This window comes from Halopseudomonas nanhaiensis (assembly GCF_020025155.1).
Classification (GTDB): Bacteria; Pseudomonadota; Gammaproteobacteria; order Pseudomonadales; family Pseudomonadaceae; genus Halopseudomonas; species Halopseudomonas nanhaiensis.
The window spans coordinates 2,633,935-2,651,779 of record NZ_CP073751.1 but is presented as its reverse complement, the minus strand read 5'-3'; the positions used below and the strand labels follow the sequence as shown (position 1 = coordinate 2,651,779).

At 59.2% G+C, this 17,845-nt stretch carries 23 protein-coding genes and 2 tRNA genes; 16 read left to right on the top strand and 9 right to left on the bottom strand.

Annotation, left to right across the window (positions count from 1 at the left end; all coding sequences use genetic code 11):
- Window positions 1-92: 92 nt before the first annotated feature.
- The 3 genes from queE (at window position 93) to KEM63_RS11985 (ending at window position 1,566) form a co-directional block, all read left to right on the top strand.
- On the top strand, window positions 93-752 hold the full coding sequence (gene queE, locus KEM63_RS11995; RefSeq protein WP_223651930.1) for a 7-carboxy-7-deazaguanine synthase QueE: 660 nt from the start codon (window positions 93-95) through the stop codon (window positions 750-752).
- A 1-nt stretch (window position 753) separates the two neighbouring features.
- Window positions 754-1,437: a 7-cyano-7-deazaguanine synthase QueC gene (gene queC / locus KEM63_RS11990; RefSeq protein WP_223651928.1), complete on the top strand. Its 684-nt coding sequence runs from the start codon at window positions 754-756 to the stop codon at window positions 1,435-1,437.
- 53 nt (window positions 1,438-1,490) lie between these two features.
- Window positions 1,491-1,566, top strand: a tRNA-Lys gene (locus KEM63_RS11985).
- Between the two features lie 81 nt (window positions 1,567-1,647).
- Here the strand turns inward: KEM63_RS11985 and KEM63_RS11980 are convergent.
- From KEM63_RS11980 to KEM63_RS11970, 3 genes are all read right to left on the bottom strand, one after another.
- A complete protein-coding gene (locus tag KEM63_RS11980) occupies window positions 1,648-2,109 on the bottom strand; it encodes a hemerythrin domain-containing protein (protein ID WP_223651926.1) in 462 nt (153 codons plus the stop codon).
- A gap of 75 nt (window positions 2,110-2,184) precedes the next feature.
- The gene (locus KEM63_RS11975; RefSeq protein ID WP_223651924.1) at window positions 2,185-2,910 is read right to left on the bottom strand and encodes a DUF892 family protein; all 726 of its coding nucleotides are present in this window, start codon (window positions 2,908-2,910) and stop codon (window positions 2,185-2,187) included.
- A gap of 9 nt (window positions 2,911-2,919) precedes the next feature.
- On the bottom strand, window positions 2,920-4,092 hold the full coding sequence (locus KEM63_RS11970) for a hypothetical protein (protein WP_223651921.1): 1,173 nt from the start codon (window positions 4,090-4,092) through the stop codon (window positions 2,920-2,922).
- 309 nt (window positions 4,093-4,401) lie between these two features.
- On the opposite strand from KEM63_RS11970, the gene KEM63_RS11965 reads away from it, so the two are divergent.
- The 4 genes from KEM63_RS11965 to KEM63_RS11950 all read left to right on the top strand — a co-directional run bounded on the left by KEM63_RS11965 (window position 4,402) and on the right by KEM63_RS11950 (window position 6,051).
- Window positions 4,402-4,920: a ferritin-like domain-containing protein gene (locus KEM63_RS11965; protein ID WP_223651919.1), complete on the top strand. Its 519-nt coding sequence runs from the start codon at window positions 4,402-4,404 to the stop codon at window positions 4,918-4,920.
- On the top strand, window positions 4,917-5,192 hold the full coding sequence (locus KEM63_RS11960; RefSeq protein WP_223651917.1) for a DUF2061 domain-containing protein: 276 nt from the start codon (window positions 4,917-4,919) through the stop codon (window positions 5,190-5,192). The genes KEM63_RS11965 and KEM63_RS11960 overlap by 4 nt, the downstream gene beginning before the upstream one ends.
- 95 nt (window positions 5,193-5,287) lie before the next feature.
- Window positions 5,288-5,539, top strand: a complete 252-nt coding sequence (locus tag KEM63_RS11955; protein ID WP_223651916.1) for a YgaP-like transmembrane domain — start codon at window positions 5,288-5,290, stop codon at window positions 5,537-5,539.
- A gap of 50 nt (window positions 5,540-5,589) precedes the next feature.
- Window positions 5,590-6,051 (top strand): PA2169 family four-helix-bundle protein, encoded by a 462-nt coding sequence (locus KEM63_RS11950; protein ID WP_223651915.1) that lies wholly within the window; start codon window positions 5,590-5,592, stop codon window positions 6,049-6,051.
- A gap of 135 nt (window positions 6,052-6,186) precedes the next feature.
- Here KEM63_RS11950 and KEM63_RS11945 read toward each other — a convergent pair whose 3' ends face one another.
- Window positions 6,187-6,711, bottom strand: a complete 525-nt coding sequence (locus tag KEM63_RS11945; protein WP_223651914.1) for a DUF4142 domain-containing protein — start codon at window positions 6,709-6,711, stop codon at window positions 6,187-6,189.
- A gap of 447 nt (window positions 6,712-7,158) precedes the next feature.
- Here KEM63_RS11945 and KEM63_RS11940 point away from each other — a divergent pair, with 447 nt between their 5' ends.
- Complete coding sequence (locus tag KEM63_RS11940) at window positions 7,159-7,347, top strand: con-10 family general stress protein (protein WP_223651913.1); 189 nt, start codon at window positions 7,159-7,161, stop codon at window positions 7,345-7,347.
- A 63-nt stretch (window positions 7,348-7,410) separates the two neighbouring features.
- On the opposite strand, the gene KEM63_RS11935 is transcribed toward KEM63_RS11940, so the two are convergent.
- The gene (locus KEM63_RS11935; RefSeq protein WP_223651910.1) at window positions 7,411-8,124 is read right to left on the bottom strand and encodes a Yip1 family protein; all 714 of its coding nucleotides are present in this window, start codon (window positions 8,122-8,124) and stop codon (window positions 7,411-7,413) included.
- A gap of 99 nt (window positions 8,125-8,223) precedes the next feature.
- Here KEM63_RS11935 and nadA point away from each other — a divergent pair, with 99 nt between their 5' ends.
- The gene (nadA, locus tag KEM63_RS11930) at window positions 8,224-9,282 is read left to right on the top strand and encodes a quinolinate synthase NadA (protein ID WP_223651909.1); all 1,059 of its coding nucleotides are present in this window, start codon (window positions 8,224-8,226) and stop codon (window positions 9,280-9,282) included.
- A 12-nt stretch (window positions 9,283-9,294) separates the two neighbouring features.
- Here nadA and KEM63_RS11925 read toward each other — a convergent pair whose 3' ends face one another.
- The gene (locus tag KEM63_RS11925) at window positions 9,295-10,755 is read right to left on the bottom strand and encodes a M48 family metalloprotease (RefSeq protein ID WP_423747798.1); all 1,461 of its coding nucleotides are present in this window, start codon (window positions 10,753-10,755) and stop codon (window positions 9,295-9,297) included.
- 78 nt (window positions 10,756-10,833) lie between these two features.
- On the opposite strand from KEM63_RS11925, the gene KEM63_RS11920 reads away from it, so the two are divergent.
- Together KEM63_RS11920 and KEM63_RS11915 are read left to right on the top strand one after the other, a co-directional pair.
- Window positions 10,834-11,082, top strand: a complete 249-nt coding sequence (locus tag KEM63_RS11920; protein ID WP_223651907.1) for a sulfurtransferase TusA family protein — start codon at window positions 10,834-10,836, stop codon at window positions 11,080-11,082.
- Window positions 11,083-12,171, top strand: a complete 1,089-nt coding sequence (locus tag KEM63_RS11915; RefSeq protein WP_223651904.1) for an AI-2E family transporter — start codon at window positions 11,083-11,085, stop codon at window positions 12,169-12,171. It abuts the gene before it with no gap.
- A 15-nt stretch (window positions 12,172-12,186) separates the two neighbouring features.
- Here the strand turns inward: KEM63_RS11915 and KEM63_RS11910 are convergent, their stop codons facing one another.
- Together KEM63_RS11910 and KEM63_RS11905 are read right to left on the bottom strand one after the other, a co-directional pair.
- Window positions 12,187-12,654, bottom strand: coding sequence for a peroxiredoxin (locus KEM63_RS11910; RefSeq protein WP_223651902.1), 468 nt, complete (start codon window positions 12,652-12,654; stop codon window positions 12,187-12,189).
- A gap of 12 nt (window positions 12,655-12,666) precedes the next feature.
- Complete coding sequence (locus KEM63_RS11905; RefSeq protein ID WP_223651900.1) at window positions 12,667-13,230, bottom strand: glycine cleavage system transcriptional repressor; 564 nt, start codon at window positions 13,228-13,230, stop codon at window positions 12,667-12,669.
- A 197-nt stretch (window positions 13,231-13,427) separates the two neighbouring features.
- On the opposite strand from KEM63_RS11905, the gene dapA reads away from it, so the two are divergent.
- The 5 genes from dapA to KEM63_RS11880 all read left to right on the top strand — a co-directional run bounded on the left by dapA (window position 13,428) and on the right by KEM63_RS11880 (window position 17,128).
- Window positions 13,428-14,303, top strand: a complete 876-nt coding sequence (gene dapA / locus KEM63_RS11900; protein WP_223651898.1) for a 4-hydroxy-tetrahydrodipicolinate synthase — start codon at window positions 13,428-13,430, stop codon at window positions 14,301-14,303.
- Window positions 14,304-14,338: 35 nt separating this feature from the next.
- On the top strand, window positions 14,339-15,442 hold the full coding sequence (bamC, locus tag KEM63_RS11895; protein ID WP_223651896.1) for an outer membrane protein assembly factor BamC: 1,104 nt from the start codon (window positions 14,339-14,341) through the stop codon (window positions 15,440-15,442).
- Window positions 15,443-15,458: 16 nt separating this feature from the next.
- Window positions 15,459-16,256 (top strand): MBL fold metallo-hydrolase, encoded by a 798-nt coding sequence (locus tag KEM63_RS11890; RefSeq protein ID WP_223651894.1) that lies wholly within the window; start codon window positions 15,459-15,461, stop codon window positions 16,254-16,256.
- Window positions 16,256-16,969: a phosphoribosylaminoimidazolesuccinocarboxamide synthase gene (gene purC / locus KEM63_RS11885; RefSeq protein ID WP_223651892.1), complete on the top strand. Its 714-nt coding sequence runs from the start codon at window positions 16,256-16,258 to the stop codon at window positions 16,967-16,969. Before KEM63_RS11890 ends, purC begins: the two co-directional genes overlap by 1 nt.
- Before the next feature lie 69 nt (window positions 16,970-17,038).
- A tRNA-Ser gene (locus tag KEM63_RS11880) sits at window positions 17,039-17,128 on the top strand.
- 488 nt (window positions 17,129-17,616) lie between these two features.
- Here KEM63_RS11880 and KEM63_RS11875 read toward each other — a convergent pair.
- Window positions 17,617-17,781 (bottom strand): hypothetical protein, encoded by a 165-nt coding sequence (locus tag KEM63_RS11875; RefSeq protein WP_223651890.1) that lies wholly within the window; start codon window positions 17,779-17,781, stop codon window positions 17,617-17,619.
- Window positions 17,782-17,845 lie beyond the last annotated feature (64 nt).

Genomic DNA, 17,845 nt, shown 5'->3' with positions numbered 1-17,845 from the left:
ATCGCAGCCTGCCTGCACTCACCCTCTGTGAGCATGCGCACGTTGCCGCTTTGGGCCTCTGCCTGTTTAGCAGTCCAGCCCGGGATAAATCAATGCCAGACCTGCCGAACCCGAATCTGCGGATTACGGAGATTTTCTATTCCATCCAGGGCGAAAGCCGCACGCTCGGCTTGCCCACTGTGTTCGTGCGCCTGACCGGTTGCCCTCTGCGTTGCCATTACTGCGATACGGCGTACGCCTTCAGCGGGGGCGAGGTCATGCCGCTGGAGGAGATTCTCGCACGCGTAGCGTCTTTCTCGCCGCGCTATATCTGCGTAACCGGCGGAGAGCCGCTCGCACAGCCAAACTGTCTGGTGCTGATGGAGCACCTCTGCGCCGCAGGGTACGAGGTGTCGCTGGAAACCAGCGGTGCGCTTGACGTGGCCGCAGTCGACAGCAGGGTGAGTCGCGTGATGGATCTGAAAACGCCGGCTTCCGGAGAATCCCATCGCAACCTCTATTCGAACATCGAGTATCTCGGCAAGCGCGATCAGGTGAAGTTCGTCATCTGCAGTCGCGATGATTACGAATGGGCGCGCTTCCAGCTCGACCGCTTCGGCTTGCCGGGGCGGGTCGGCGAGGTGTTGTTTTCTCCCAGTCATGGCCAGGTCGAAGCCCGTCAGTTGGCTGAGTGGATCATCGAAGACAATCTGCCTGTACGATTTCAGATGCAGCTTCACAAATACCTGTGGAATGACGAGCCGGGACACTGATATGAGCAAATCAGCTTCACGCAAGGCAGTAGTGCTGCTCTCTGGCGGGCTTGACTCGGCAACCATTCTTGCGATGGCTCAGGCCGACGGTTACGCCTGTTACACGATGAGTTTCGACTACGGTCAACGTCACCGCGCCGAGTTGCATGCGGCCGAGGCGATCGCCTCGGTAGCGGGCGTGGCAGAGCACAAGGTCATCGGCCTTGACCTGAACGGGATGGGTGGGTCTGCTCTGACAGATAGCTCTATTGCGGTTCCCGAATCGGAACAGATCGGTATCCCGGTGACCTACGTTCCCGCCCGGAACACCGTGTTTCTGTCCTTGGCGCTGGGTTGGGCGGAGGTGATCGGTGCAGGCGACATCTTCATTGGCGTGAACGCAGTGGATTACTCGGGCTATCCGGATTGCCGCCCGGCATTCATCGAGGCGTTCGAGCGAGTAGCCAATCTTGCGACGCGAGAAGGCGTGGAGGGCGCTGGTTTCAGAATTCGTGCTCCCCTGCAGCAGATGAGCAAAGCCGAGATCATTCGCGCCGGGCTCGAGCGTGGCGTGGATTACAGCCTGACTGTTTCCTGTTACCAGGCCGACCCGAAAGGCCTTGCATGCGGTCGGTGCGATAGCTGCCGCTTGCGTTCGGCAGGCTTCGCCGCTGCGGGCGTTGACGACCCCACGCGTTACGCGTGACAGAAAAAAGTATTTGAATTATCGCGAGAAATCAGTACTATAGCGCGCGTTCCGGGTCGTTAGCTCAGTTGGTAGAGCAGTTGGCTTTTAACCAATTGGTCGTAGGTTCGAATCCTACACGACCCACCATCTTCTCTCGCTTCGCTCCTCGCCCCGTTTCCACCTGGAAGAAAGGGGCAGCATTTGCGGCCCCTTCGGTTCAGCCTGCGATCAGTGTCGGGTCGCAGCCAGCAGCATTTTCTTCTTCTTTTCCATGCGCTCACCCAGCTCCGCCAGTTCCTGCTTGTTCAGGATCTTTTCGGCCTCGGGGAACATCTCGCTTTCCTCTTCCTCGATGTGGTGTTCGAGCATCTCCTTGAGCACCTTGATGCGTCCGGAAAACTCGACTGTGCCCACGTCGGTCTTTTTCAGATCCGGCAGGACCAGTGCCTCTACGGCGCGATGCTCTTCCTTCGCCTCGTGATACATCTTGGTCTCGTCCTTGCCGCCGGCTTTCTTGTAGGCAGGGTAGAAGTCTTCTTCCTCGATCTGCGTATGCGCGTGCAGCTCCGCCTCAATCTGAGCCAGCAGTTCGGTACGCTTTTTTACTGCGCGTTCGGTCGTGTCAGTAATCTCGCTAAGCAGCTTCTTGAGTTTTTCATGGTCTTGAACAAGCAGGTCAGTAGCGTTCATATTTTTCTTCTCCTCATCATCAAAAACCTGCTCCAGGTGACCTGAAGCAGGGCTGTGTACAGTTACTTCAATCGATCAGGACAGTGCTGCAGTCAGGTGGTCGCGTAGCAACCCCTTGATTGTCGCGAGATGACGCTCTTCCTGGGCCAGGGCCTTCTTGAAGTGCGTGGCAATGTCCTTCTGATGCGCCTGCTCGCATAGCTCGATGAGTAGCTCCCAGGCGGCGTTATCCGCCAACTCGACTGTCAGCAATGCATTGAGCGACTGCGGAATATCGGTGCGCGGATCGGTTAGTACCTGCATGACGCCCAGCGCGATGACGCCCGAGACGTCGGCGTCGGGTGTCATCGCGGTGGGGTCGGCGCCCAACTTCTCCAGCGCAGAGACCAGCAACTGAAAGTGCTCGTCCTCTTCGTTGCGGATCTGCTGGAGCGTGGTGACCAGACCCTGATCAACCTTTTCAGCTGATTGCGCCTTGGCTATCGTCGCTTCGTAGAGCCGGACACCGGTGCGCTCGTATGCCAGACGCTCGCCAAGCTTGTTGATGAGCACTTCGGGGTTCTTGCCGAGCATCTTTTCAAAGGTGCTCTTGAGCATACCTTTGGCTGAACCCGGGACAGGAACCGACCCGATACGACCGGCTTCGGTGGCTTCCTCGCGCCGCGCATTGAGCAGCTGAGACGGATTGCCGGGTACGTCCGGCGGGAAATGCTTGAGTGCGTCAAGTTGCCGTTCGGTGTCCTTCGGTGACATTTGGGCCCCGGTACGGTTATGGCCCATCTTCGATGCTGGGTTGGTCATGAGGTTCTCCTACTTAGCCTTGTTGCGGGCGAGCTCGGTGCCCGGATGCCATGCATAGCCAGCCGAGGCGATATCGGAAGCAACGCCTTGGGAATTCATCTGAGTGCGGTAATCCAGGGAGAGGGGGCTTTCATCCAGCTTGGCCACGTATTGCGTGCCGCTGGTACGAAGGTCCACCTCTTCGGCGAGAACCTTGCGAACGAAGTCGCGCTGACTCTTGAACTGCACCATCTCAGGCAGCGTTCCGCCCAGAATCTCGGCCGGATCTCGACGCTCGATCCGCTTGAACAAATCGCAGACCAGGTTCAGATGACCCAGCTCATAATCGAGGAAGCGCTCCCACATCGCCTTGATGCGCGGATTCTCCTCCTGCTCGGCGCAGCTCTTGTAGTTGTAGACCTCCATTGCCTCGTGAATCATCCATTTCTCCAGAAACGACTCGCTCGGGTCCTTGAGTGATCCGTACTGGGTGACGTGCTGTTCTTCCACCGAGGCGATTTCGGCATACAGTTGCCGGGCGACCGGATCAGAGAACAGCGGGCCGATATTCATGTAGTAGTCGTGCGTCTGGAATTCGGCTGCGGTAATCATGGCTGCGTGAATCTTGGTGATCAGTGCAGCTTCTTCCTTGTGGTAGTTGTCGCGCAGATCGCTTTCAGGCGCCCGGTGATGCTCGGAGGTCGGACGGCCCGGCACGATGTCGGTGTAACCCTGCAGGATATTATTGGCATCCTTCCCCTCGAGACGATCGAGCATCGCCGAATATCGGTAAAGATGGTCGAAGTCTTCCAGTAGGCCGAAGCGATAGGTCTGCGCCTGATAGGGATCAGGCTCGGTTTGCGCGACGGCGGCGGTGACCTCGATCGCGACCTGTTCGTACGCGACGGTGGTCTCGAGCGGCGAATGATCCGATGACAGAAGCCAGTTGATGCTGGTCATCTGGTGTTGCTCCACGCGGCGCACCTGCGCCAGTGGCAGCTGCAAATCCTTGTTGAACATGGCGCCGAAGTGTTTCAGGCGCAACGCATCCTGCTCGATCCCATTCATCAGGATGATCCGCACGCGGGTGAAGGCGTCGTCATCCAGCTTGCTGATCGGCTTGCTGGAGATGTCTTTCCAGGTGAACGCCTGTTTCTCCAGCGGGACGCCCTGGTTATCAAGAATTCCGGATAGTCCGTGCATGTATGCCTCCTCAGGCAGGCAAATCTTTTATTTGAAGCGGGTTGAAGTCTGCGGACGATCTCATAGCGTCAAGCACAGCCACTAATAGATAGAAGGGAAACAATGGAAGATGGTTCAGAGTTTTTTTTATATATAGGAATGATCTCAACGATAGTTTTTGATTAAGGCGGTCAGCTGATCGCAGATATACATTCCAAGTAGTGTCCTTTTGATGTCTTGCTAATATCAGGCGAGCCAATTCAGGTATGAACTTAAGTCCTGCGATCCTTTCTCATAAAGACTGAACAACTTTTGCGAGGAAGGTGGCCGATGAATATCAACGATTCAAAGGTGAAGAATCTTGTCGACTGGTTGCGCGATGCGCATGCCATGGAACAACAGGCAGAAACCATGTTAAAGGCTCAGTCCGAACGCCTGGAGCATTATCCGGAGCTCAGGGCGCGTATCGAGGAACACATCACTGAGACTCAGGGGCAGCGCGAACTGATTGAGCAATGCCTGGCTCGCTATGACGCGTCGCCGTCTGGCATCAAGGATTTCGGCGGCAAGATGATGGCGTTCGCACAAGGCGTCGGCGGGAGCATCATGACTGACGAGGTCGTCAAGGGTGCGGCAATGGGCTACGTATTCGAGAATCTCGAAATCGCATCCTATACCGTGCTGATTGCAGCGGCCAAGGAAGTGGGTGATACGGAAACTCAGAGAGCCTGCGAAACAATCATCGAGCAGGAGATCGCCATGGCCCAGTGGTTGAAGGATCACCTGCCGCAGGTTGTCAGCGCGTTTCTGACTCGCGATGCAGCCCCGGACGCGGTTGCCAAGCGATGAGAGCATGGCTGACGGCCCATCTGGCTCGTCATACGCGCAGAACGTTGGCGAAGACATTGAGCTTCGCCGTCGTGCATTTCGCGGTAGCGTTCACCGTCGCCTACTGGCTTACAGGAAGCATCGTTACCGGTGGGCTGATCGCGCTGATCGAGCCTGCGTGCAACACCGTCGCCTATTTCTTCCACGAAAGACTGTGGCAAAAGTTTGGCACTCCCCCAACCCCTGCCAAGGGCTACGGCCATGGCAATCTCTTTCAACAGAAGGAGCGCTGATCCTGGTGGCCCGCTGAACCTCTTGCGGACCGGCAGGTCACTTGGGTAGACGAGGGAGCCGTCGAATTTTCCAATCCGACGAATACGAGGTTTACATGAATCAACTTCAATCTTCCCAGAACGAAAGCCCGCTGAACAAGATCAAGTCCATGGTCAACGGCCCGACCAATGTCCAGGGCATGGAGCGTGCAGCGTCACTGGCTGGCGGGGCTCTGCTGGTGTTCCGCGGCATGCGTCGCGGCGGCATCTTTGGTATGGCGAGCATGGCCATGGGTGCTGCAGCGCTGCTGCGCGGCTCGACCGGGCATTGCGAAATGAAGCAGAAAATGCAAAACCGCCAGGCTTGAGACGGGTGGTTTGAATCGAACTTTCACTGCAACCGAGGAGATACGACAACATGGCAGCCGATAACGTCAAAGACGTCATTTCAACGCTGAACAACCTTATCGAGACCAGCAAGGACGGTGAGGCGGGCTTCAAGGATTGCGCCGAGGATATCAAGCGCCAGGATCTGAAGAGCCTGTTCACCGCGCGAGCTCAGGAGTGCGCCAAGGCTGCTGCCGAGCTACAGGCGATCGTCGTCCAGCTCGGTGGTGACCCCGAAGACAGCACCAGCTTGAGCGGCGACATGCACCGCCGTTGGGTAGACATCAAATCGGCCATTACCGGCAAAAGCGACGAAGCGGTCCTCAGTGAATGCGAGCGGGGCGAAGATGTCGCCAAGAAGAATTACAAGCAGGCGCTGGAGAAGGACCTGCCGCCGGAGATCCGTGCGGTCGTGCAGCGTCAGTACGACGGCGTGCTGCGCAACCATGATCAGGTCAAGGCACTACGCGATACCGAGCGTGCCAAGAACTGACGGTAGGTGCGGCGTGAAGAAAGGGCAGCCTGGCTGCCCTTTTTCTTGGGCGACTGATTGGGCGACTGGCCCGCATCAGCGCGCATGATAAAGGGCGCCGAAGCGCCCTTTATCAATTCACGATCAATCCTGCTATCAGCTATCGGAGTCGCCTTCGGCACCGGTCTGAGTCTGCAGCTGCTTGGCTTCACCGTAGTGTTCACGAAGCATTTCGAGCTGGTCGGAAGCCCACTCTTTCAGCTCTTCGTCCTGCAGCTCCTGCGAGGCTACTTCGTAAATCTCGATGGTCTGCTCATGTGCAACGACCTGATTGTTTGCGTAAGCCTGATCGAAGTTTTCACCCTCGCGCAGCTTCAGGATCATCGCCTTGCCGCGATCCATCAGAGTGGCGTCATCGGGAAACTCAAGGTTCTTCTCCTGGGCCATCTCCTTGAGTTCCTCGTTGGAGGAGCGATGGTCCTCGATCATTTTCTCGGCGAACTTGTTCACCTCTTCCGACTGCCCGCGCTCCTGCGCCAGCTTTGCGGTTTCGATTTCGGCGAAGCCTTTTTCAGCTGCGCTATCGATAAATTCTTCTGCGTCCATTGCCCAGGCCGAGCTGGCAGCAAGGGACATGGCGACGGCGAGTGCTCCGGTTTTGAACATGTGTGCTGTCTTCATAATTCATTCCTTATTGGGTAGATGAGCTTTTCAGACTTTGGAGCGTGTTGGAGACTGCTGAAACTTCTCCTGATGTCTGTTTACTCTGGGGCATCGTCGGTATCATGCGCCGGCACATTATATTAACGGCCTGGCTATTGACCCGATTAACAAGTCGATGATGCCACTCACCAGATTTGAGTAACCAGTCTGTCAAAAGTTCGGAGTGGCCTCATGATCCTTATAGTGGGCACCGCAATCACACACACGAACCGTGTTAATACCAAAGCGATATGACCCTGATTTGTCGATGATTCAGGTTTGCCTGTCTTTTCGTTTTTCTGTTATTGGAAAAGCGTTTTTCAGTCTCAATATCTCTAATGTAACTGCGAACGATTCCAGTGTGACGGGCTCCCACTATTGAGCGCGTGCTGCGCTCGACAACCCGAACATCAGAGGATATTGAACATGGCTCAACATCAAGGTGGTAAAGGTAATTTCGCGGAAGACCGTGAACGCGCAGCAGAAGCGGGACGCAAGGGGGGCCAGCAGAGTGGCGGCAATTTCAAGAACGACCCGGGACGCGCCTCCGAAGCCGGTCGCAAGGGCGGTCAGAACAGTCAGGGTGGCCAAAGCGGCCAGGGCGAGCGCAGTTGACCCGAGCCTGACCTCAGTGAGCGGAAGCAGGATGCTTCCGCTTGGTCCGTTACAACCCCCCCCTCAATCCATTCCGCTTTGTTCTTCCTGCGATCCTACATAGCTCGCATCGGTTTGAGTCGTCCGCCACATATGCTGGAAGACGAACGCGTTGGTGATCAACACGAGAAAGCCTGCTGCCACGATGCAGGCGCCCAGGAAGCGGGTCTGATCGCTATCCTTGAGATGCATGAAGACCGGCAGTCCCTTGAACAGGAGAAGGACCGACCACACCGTGGTGATGAAAGCCCCGCCGACGATCAACACGCGATAGGGAAAGGCGCCAGCGAGTCCCCCAATCATCAGTGGTAACGAGACGAAGGTGACGAAGGCCATTGCCCTTGCCAGGGTTGGGCGCCCTGCGGTACGGAAAAGAATCCAACGCACGACCTGCGCCATGACCCCGACACCGAAGACAAATCCGACGTAAACCAGTATGCCGAGCATGATGGCGCTGCTTCGCGTGAGCAACCGGTTGTCTTCGCTGCCAAACATCTCCCATCCGACATGGGCGGTGCCGATATAAATACATATCGCCGGGATCAGCGCGAATACAAGCAATACCGGGAGGAAGCTCCATGGGTGCTGATCAGACTGATCCCGCAGCTGACGCCAGCCGGTCGCGGGGGAGAACAATACGCCGGGCACGTTTTGAATCATTTCAAGCTCCTGGGTCCGTGACGATGTGAATAGGCTCGTCTTATCTCTCTTGACTGGCCCGACGGATGGGAAGTTCATGGAGATGGCCCGACGCGTTGTCGCACGGTAGAGCCTCGATGATCGACGGCTGTGCCCTCGTGATACACTGTGGGCTCATCCCCCTCTATGGTTCGATCAATGTCTCAGATTCCCGAGCGTGTACTCGTACAGGCCCATCTGGCGGCAAAGCAGCCGCCGGTGTTGAGCGAAGCGGAGCAGGCCGATTATCGCGCCCGCATCGCTGCAGCTCTGAAGGAGCGTGACGCCGTACTGGTCGCTCATTACTACACCGACCCCATGATCCAGGCGCTTGCCGAGGAGACCGGCGGTTGCGTGTCGGACTCGCTGGAAATGGCCCGCTTCGGCAAGGAGCATCCTGCATCGACGTTGATCGTCGCGGGGGTGCGCTTCATGGGCGAGACGGCGAAAATCCTCAGTCCCGAGAAGCGGATTCTGATGCCGACGCAGGAAGCAACCTGTTCGCTGGACATCGGTTGTCCTATCGACGAGTTCGCTGCCTTCTGCGATCAACACCCCGACCGCACCGTGGTCGTCTATGCCAATACCTCCGCTGCGGTAAAGGCGCGGGCCGACTGGGTAGTTACGTCGAGCTGCGCGCTGGGCATCGTCGAACATCTGATGGACAAGGGCGAGAAGATCATCTGGGCGCCGGATCAGCATCTGGGCCATTACATCCAGACGCAGACCGGCGCGGACATGCTGCTTTGGGAAGGCTCGTGCATCGTTCACGAGGAGTTCAAGGCCAAGTCGCTCCTGGACCTCAAGGAAATTTATCCGGACGCTGCGGTTCTGGTCCATCCGGAGTCCCCGGCTTCGGTCGTCGAGCTGGCCGACGTAGTAGGCTCCACCAGCCAGCTGATTCGCGCGACCCAGACCTTGCCCAACCCGACTTTCATCGTTGCAACCGACCGCGGCATCTTCTACAAGATGCAGCAGGGCGCGCCGGACCGGCGCTTGATAGAGGCGCCGACGGCCGGAAATGGGGCTACGTGCCGTAGCTGTGCACATTGTCCGTGGATGGCGATGAATACGCTGCCGCGCGTACTGCAGGCGCTGGAGCAGGGTACCGACGAGATCATCGTCCCGGAGCACCTGATCCCGCGAGCGGTCATGCCACTGGAGCGGATGCTGTCCTTCACCCGCAACGCCAACCTGCCGGTTGCGGGTAACGCCTGACGGTCGCCTGCACTACATCTCTTCGAGCAGTTTTCGCAGGCGTGCCAGTTGCTCCTGGCGCGCCTCGATTCGCGAGCTTTCTACGAAGTTGCCTTCGGCACGCCTGGCCGCCAGCTCGAGCTGTTGCGCGGCCTGGTCAAGGTCTCCGGCGAGCATGAAATACTCCGCGCGAGCGGTGTGTACGCCAAGGATATCGCCGGCCAGGCCCCTGATTTCAGCGACCATGTACCAGATGTCGGGGTCGTAAGGCCGCTGACTCGCCAGCTTGTCGTACACCGTGCGGGACTCTTCGTAACGACGGGCGCGTAACAGGGTGTCGGCCTTCGCTTCGAGCAGTGGGTAGTTGGCCGGGTTGACCGCAAGTAACTGATCGATTCGATCCAGCGCGACGTCGTAGCGACCGCGCGCTATGTCGAGTTCGACCCTGGCCAGATTCACCGCTACATCCTCGCTGCGTTCTGCCAGCAGTGGCTTGAGCGCTTTTTCAGCCTCGTCCAGCTGTCCCCCGCGAGTGAGGGCCAGTACCAGGCCGTAACGTGCAGCGGCATGATCGTTGGAGTGCTCGTCGAGTAGTGCCTGGAAGCGACGCGCAGCGAGACCCGGGCTCTGCTCGTAATGCAACTGAACACGGGCTCGTATCATCTGGTATGCCACGCTGTCACGCTTGCCGTCGCCGTTCAGCTGAGCGGCGCGGTTCTTCGAATCGGCGATCCGTGTCTGGCTCACCGGGTGGGTCAGCAGAAATTCTGGTGGGTTCTGGCTGAACTGACTCAGTCTTGAAAGCCGCTCGAACATGGCCGGCATGGCCTGCGGATCGTAGCCGGCCTGGGTCAGGGTCAGCAGGCCGAGGCGGTCGGCTTCCAGCTCGTTCTGCCGGGAAAAGCGGCGCTGCTCCTGAATGGCCGCAGCCTGGGTCGAGGCCATGGCTGCAAAGCCTGCATCGCCCCCGCCGGCCGCGGCAATGATCACACTGGCCAGCATCGCGGTCATCACCGGAATGCGCATGCGTTGCTGCGCCTCGAGGTTTCGGGCGAAATGGCGTTGAGACAGGTGCGCGAGTTCGTGGGCCATGACCGAGGCAAATTCGGCCTCGCTCTGCGCGTGCAGAAACAGGCCACCATTGACGCCGACCACTCCGCCCGGGGCGGCGAACGCATTGAGCTGGGGACTGTCGATGGCTACGAAGGTCAGGCGCTTGTCTGAAAGCTGACTGGTTTCGGCAAGGCCCAGCACGCTTTGCTCGACGAAGTCCTTGAGGATCGGATCGTCGAGCGTCTTCACCGCGCCGCGCAGCATCGACAGCCAGGCGCGGCCGAGCTGGTACTCCTGCTCGCGCGACATGAAAGACGAGCTGGTGTCGCCGAGCGAGGGGAGGTTGGGCTCGGCACTGAAGGTATGTGGCGGCAGAACGATCAATGCCGGCACCAGCAGCAGCTTCAGAGTGGCTGCCAGCACAGCTTTCTTGCCTAGCATGGTGTGAGGACCTGTGCGATATGATTATCCGCCCTTAAGCGGCAGCGTTATACTGATGCACCTTTCAGGAGTCTGCAAATGGTACTTGAAACAGAAAATGCGCAGGTCGACGACTACCTCGATGCGCGCGGGCTGACCTGTCCCATGCCGCTACTCAAGACCAAGCTTGCTCTCAACGCCATGCAGTCCGGACAGGTGTTGAAGGTCAGTGCGACCGATGCCGGTTCGCAACGCGACTTTCAACGTTTTGCGGAGCTTTCCGGGCACGTACTGCTTCGATCGGAACACGCCTCGGGCGAATATCACTACTGGTTGCGTAAAAGCTAAATGCTGCGAATTTTTCAGAACTGGATTCATCGCTATTTTTCCGATGAAGAAGCCGTCGTCCTGGCGGTGCTGCTCCTCCTCGGTTTCGCCATCGTCATCAGCTTCGGCGACCGTATTGCGCCCCTGTTGACGGGGCTGGTCCTCGCCTACCTGCTGCAGGGGCTGGTAACCCGGCTGCGTGATATTCGAGTCCCCCACGGTCTGTCGGTGTGGATAGTCTTCCTGCTGTTTCTCGGTGCCCTGGGTACCTTGATCGGAGTGGTCATTCCGCTGGTCTGGAAGCAGATGTTTACACTGTTCAACGAGCTGCCGCGGATGTTCGTGGAATGGCGGTCGTTGCTCATGCATCTTCCGGAGCGGTACCCGACATTCGTGTCCGAAGATCAGGTTGAGCGGCTGATCCAGACCGCCAGCGGCGAGGTGGGCCAGCTGGGGCAGTGGTTGCTGTCCCAGAGTCTGGCCAGCGTGCCCATGCTGCTCACGATTCTGGTGTACCTGGTACTGGTGCCGATTCTGGTGTTCTTCTTTCTCATGGACAACCAGCAGATCAGCGACTGGTTGAAGGGTCGTCTGCCTCGCGAACGCAGGTTGATGACACGCATCGCCACCGAGATGAACCAGCAGATCGCCAATTATATTCGTGGCAAGGTGGTCGAGATCGTCATCGTTGGGGTAGTCAGCTACATTTGTTTCGTCGTGCTGAAGGTCAATTACGCGGCCCTGCTCGCAGTCATCGTCGGGATATCCGTGCTGGTTCCGTATATTGGCGCGACGGTGGCGACCATTCCGGTGGCGTTGATCGGCCTCTTCCAGTGGGGCCTGGGCAACGAGTTCATGGTGCTGATGGTTGTCTACGCGGTCATTCAGGCTCTGGATGGCAACGTGCTGGTACCGATCCTATTTTCTGAAGCGGTCAACCTGCACCCTGTTGCGATCATCGCAGCGGTGCTGATCTTTGGCGGGTTGTGGGGGTTCTGGGGCGTATTCTTCGCCATCCCGTTGGCCACGCTGTTCAAGGCGGTGCTGTACGCATGGCCGCGCGGGGTGGAAGCCGAGCTGGAGTTGCCGCAGGAAGTCGAGCAGAACTGAGGTTCTGCTCGAGAGTCAGGGGAGGGCGCGTAGGGCCTCCAGAACCTGTTCGACGTGCCCAGGCACCTTCACCTTGCGCCATTCGTGGCGTAGGACGCCCTGGGCATCGATGATGAACGTGCTGCGCTCGATGCCCTCGTATTGCTTGCCGTACATCTGCTTCATGCGGATGACGTCAAACAGGCGGCAGAGGCTTTCGTCAGTGTCGCTGATCAGGTCGAACGGAAACGACTGTTTCTGCCTGAAGTTCTCGTGCGTCCGAAGGCTGTCCTTGGATACCCCGTACACCACTGCGCCGGCTTTTTCGAACTCCGGGTAGAGATCCCGGAAGGCCTGGCCTTCAGTCGTGCAGCCTGGCGTATTGTCCTTTGGATAGAAATACAACACGACCTTGCGCCCGGCCAGCTCCGCAAGGGTCAGGGTGGTGCCGCTGGTGGCCTGCACGGTGAAGTTCGGGACGGGTTTGTTCAGCTCGGCTGTCATCATCTTTCCTTGTCAGTGGAGAGGGCGCCACGGCTCGATGACGGCGTCAAGGTTGAGCTCGTCGCAGAAATCGAGGAACTGTTCACGCAGCCAGCTCAGCTGCATCTTGCCGGGTATGGCAATGGTCAGCGTCAGGTTGAGCATCGGCGTGCCAGTATGCTGCGCCTGATAGGTAAAGCTGAACATCTCCTCGATCTCGATACCCAGTTGCTGAAAGAACAGGCACAGCTCGGCGATCAGTTCCGGACGCTGCGCGGCGGTCACGAATACATTGTAGGGCAGTGCCTCGGGGCGTTCTTCCAGGCTGTGGCTGCGACTCATCGAGAGCGTGAAATGCTCGCGGCGGGCCAGCGCCGGCAGGAGACTTTCCAGCCGCGCCAGTGCATCCCAGTTGCCGCCGATCTGCAGCACGACGGCGGTGCTGGTGCCGTGCCGGCTCATCCGACTGCTGACAATCAGGCAGCGCTGCTCCATGCACAGGCGGGTAAGATGCGTCGCCAGGGCGGTGGTTTCCTGACCCATGGCGGTGATTACCAGGAACTGTTCCTTCTGGCCGGCAGGTTGCGACATGGTCATCCTCGGAAATGGCGTTCGAGAACCCGGCGGAGCAATCGCCTGGCCGGGCTGAAGGCGGCTATTGTCCCTCTTCCCGGCCCAGCGGTTCAACCTCCGCTTGAACGCCCGCATTTTACCGGCTTTGCCGGGTCCACTCCTTGTGCTGCCCGCAGCGCGAAAGTACCATTGCCGATTAACGTTTCAAGTGGAGCAGTTGCATGATTTCAGGCAGCCTGGTGGCGCTGGTTACACCCATGGACTCCCGAGGCGGCCTGGACTGGGTGGCGCTCGAGCGCCTGATCGACTTCCACCTTGAGCAGGGTACGGACGGTATCGTTGCCGTGGGCACGACCGGCGAGTCCGCCACGCTGGACATGAACGAACATAAAGAAGCGATCCGCCGCGTAGTCGAGCAGGTCGCCGGGCGCATTCCGGTCATCGCCGGAACCGGTGCCAACTCGACTCGCGAGGCAGTGGAGCTCACCGAGGCAGCACGCAGTGTGGGCGCTGACGCTTGCCTGCTGGTCACCCCGTACTACAACAAGCCCACCCAGGAAGGCCTGTACCAGCATCATCGCTACATTGCCGAAGCCGTCGCGATTCCCCAGATCCTGTACAACGTACCCGGTCGCACGGCTTGCGACATGCTGCCCGAGACGGTCGACCGCCTCGCCGGCATCCCGAACATCGTAGGTATCAAGGAAGCCACCGGCGATCTGCAACGGGCGCGTGAGCTCATTGAGCGCGTGGCCGACCGCATCGATGTCTATTCCGGTGACGACGCCACAGCGGCCGAGCTGATTCTGCTGGGCGGCAAGGGCAATATCTCGGTTACCGCCAACGTTGCACCCCGACGCATGCATGAGCTGTGTGCCGCCGCGCTGGCGGGCGATGCCGATACCGCGCGACGATTGAACGAGGACCTGATGATCCTGCACAAGATGCTGTTCATCGAATCCAACCCGATCCCCGTCAAATGGGCGCTGCACGAAATGGGGCTGATCGGCGAGGGCCTGCGTCTGCCGCTCACCCAGTTGAGCGCCCGCTGTCACGAGCAGGTTCGCGATGCGCTGCGCCAGTGCGCCCTGCTATGAATGATCTACGCCATGTATCTCGCAAGGAAAACAAGATGAAGGCAGTGTTGGGTCCGCTGGCAGTCTGTGTCGCGACGGTCAGTCTCGGTGGCTGCGGTTACATTTTCGGTGATGACGGGTATTTCCGCGACCGTGGTTCCGACTATCAGCTGGCTGAGGTCGAGCCGCGCATGAAGGTGCCCGAGGGTGTCGAGAGCAAGCAGGTGGGTGATCTGCTGCCAGTGCCTGGGGAGCTGAAGGCCCAGTCCGGCAAGTTTTCCACGCCGCGCCCGCAGCCCATGCAGGCTGGCATTGGCGGTGAGGATTTCTCGGTTCAGCAGGATGGCTCGCGCCGGTGGCTGCAGGCGCAGCGCGCGCCCGCCGAGTCCTGGGCTCTGGTCAAACAGTTTCTCGCCGATTATCAGGTAAGTGCCGCCAGGGAAATGCAGGATCCGGGCGAGATCCAGACTGAATGGCTGGCGTTCGACAAGCAGAGCGACAACCCATTGGTTCGCCGTCTGCTCCCCGCCGTCAGTGAAGGTCGCCGTACCGATGGACAGGAGCAGCGCCTGCGCATCCGCATCGAGCCGGGCGTGCGCTCCGATACCAGTGAAGTACACGTGTTGCAAATGTCGCGCAGCGAAGGCAGCGACCAGTCTGACTGGCCGGAGCGGTCACAGGATTCGAAGGTCGAAAGCGCTGTGTTGGCGGAACTCGAGACCTACCTGAATCAGAGCAGCGAGGAAGATGTTGCATCCCTTGCCGCCACGCGGATCCCTGTGGCGCAGCGCAGCGAACTGGTGCGCGACGGCGCTGGTAACCCCGTATTGCGCATGAATGTCGATTTCAATCGGGCGTGGGCGGCTGTGGGCGGCGCGCTGGAGCGCTCGGAAGTGGTAGTGAGCGATATCAACCGCAGTAGCGGTGTGTACTACGTGGACCTGTCGCAAACTGCGAGCGAGCGTGAGCGCCCCGGCTTCTTCTCCAGACTGTTCAACCGCGATCAACCGGAGGATGAGCAGGCCGAACCTCGTCTCCAGGTTCGACTGACCGAAGTGGGTGGCGAGATTCAGGTGTCCGTCGATCAGGGTATCGAAACAGCGGCTGATGCCGAGGTTGCACGTGACTTGTTGACGCGCGTTCGCGACAACCTGAACTAGGAGGTCGGTCGAGGCGGTGCGGTATTGTTCCCTGGGCAGTGGTAGTCGCGGCAATGCCACGCTGGTTGAATCGGGCCGTACCCGGCTGCTGATCGATTGTGGCTTCAGCTTGCGCACTACCGAGCAGCGCCTCGCCGCTGTTGGCCTGAGCGCCCGGCAGTTGACGGCGATACTGGTTACCCACGAGCACTCCGATCACGTGCAGGGCGTCGAGAAGCTCGTCCGGCGCTACGGACTGCCGGTGTACATGACACCGGGTACCTATCACGGGATGCGTGGCGCTGATATCGCTTTCCAGCCCATCGAGCTGGACCGCGCCTTCCAGCTTGGTGAAGTGGAAGTGACGCCCGTTGCGGTGCCTCACGACGCCCGGGAACCCTGCCAGTTCATCTTCGACAACGGGAAGTGTCGGCTGGGTGTCCTGACCGACACCGGCAGCATCACCCCATGGATCGTCCAGCGCTACGGCGGGCTGGATGCACTTTTTCTGGAAGCGAATTACGACCCGCACATGCTGGCAAACGGGCCTTATCCCCCGCGCCTGCAGGCGAGGGTCGGTGGGTCGCTGGGTCACCTGAGCAATCAGCAGGCCGCCGCGCTGCTCGCCGCGATTGACCGCAGCAGGCTTCGCCACGTGACTATTGCTCATATAAGCGAGAAGAACAACCGGCCTGACCTTGCGCTAGGCGAGCTCGCCGGAACGCTTGAGGGTTGGGATGGCCAGCTGCTGCTGGCCGTGCAGGATCGGGGCTTGCCCTGGCAGGATATCAGCGCATCACCTTCTTACCATTTCGCGGACATCGGGAGCCGATGATGGAAAAACGCACAGAACTTTACCGAGGCAAGGCCAAGTCGGTTTACACCACCGACGACCCGGAGCGCCTGATCCTGCTGTTTCGCAATGACACCTCGGCTTTCGACGGCAAGAAGATCGAACAGCTCGAACGCAAGGGGATGGTCAACAACCGTTTCAATGCGTTCATCATGCAGAAGCTGGAAGAGGCCGGAGTGCCGACGCAGTTCGACGCTCTGCTGTCTGATACCGAGTGTCTGGTCAAGAAGCTGGACATGATTCCGGTCGAATGCGTGGTGCGCAACCATGCAGCAGGTAGTCTGGTTCGTCGGCTGGGTATCGAGGAAGGCCAGACACTGAATCCGCCTACGTTCGAGCTGTTTCTCAAGGATGACGCCAAGGGCGATCCGTTCATCAATGACTCGCACGTGGTCACCTTTGGCTGGGCGACAGCCGAGCAGCTTGCCCGCATGCGGGAGCTGACCCTCAAGGTCAACGGCATCCTCGGTGAGCTGTTCGACCAGGCCGGTCTGATGCTGGTGGACTTCAAGCTGGAGTTCGGGGTGTTCAAGGGTGAGATCGTGCTGGGCGACGAGTTCAGCCCGGACGGGTGCCGTCTGTGGGACAAGGAAACGCGCAAAAAAATGGACAAGGACCGCTTCCGCCAGGGCCTCGGTGGGGTCATCGAAGCCTACGAAGAAGTGGCCCAGCGTCTCGGTGTCGAACTGCCCTGATCAGCAGCACAGCGCGACCCCGAAACTCTTTCGTCGCCATCCGCTTGCTGCTATGATGCGCGCCGACTTGGAGAGATGCCGGAGTGGTCGAACGGGACGGATTCGAAATCCGTTGAACAGGCAACTGTTCCCAGGGTTCGAATCCCTGTCTCTCCGCCAATAAATGAAAAGGCCCAGCGAATGCTGGGCTTTTTCGTTTATCAGGGGTGACCGGGGTGAGGACCCTGGCGGTTCGACCGGAGCCAGCAATGCTGGCGAAGGAACGCTGGAGCGCAGCGACGGCGGCCCCGAAGGGGTGAGGCGCCTCCGGCGCCGAATAATCCCTGTCTCTCCGCCAATAAATGAAAAGGCCCAGCGAATGCTGGGCTTTTTCGTTTGTCAGGGGTGACCGGGGTGAGGACCCTGGCGGTTCGACCGGAGCCAGCAATGCTGGCGAAGGAACGCTGGAGCGCAGCGACGGCGGCCCCGAAGGGGTGAGGCGCCTCCGGCGCCGAATAATCCCTGTCTCTCCGCCAATAAATGAAAAGGCCCAGCGAATGCTGGGCTTTTTCGTTTATCAGGGGTGACCGGGGTGAGGACCCTGGCGGTTCGACCGGAGCCAGCAGCGCTGGCGGCGGAACGTCGGAGCATCGCAACGAGGTGCTCGATCATCCGGACTGGACGGGCGACGACACGGTTCTGCAGGCCTGCTGGGCCTCCCTGATGGCAACGGCCATCGCCCGGCGCAGGTTGTACTCGACCTGCTCCAGGCAGAGTCGGCTGGCGCCTGATTCAATCAGAACTTCAAGCCGCTCGGCTTCGACTATCGGCACCTCGGTTCAAGCGCCGACCGCTCTGTTTCGCGCTCATCAAAACTTCACATAGCTGTTTTCTTTC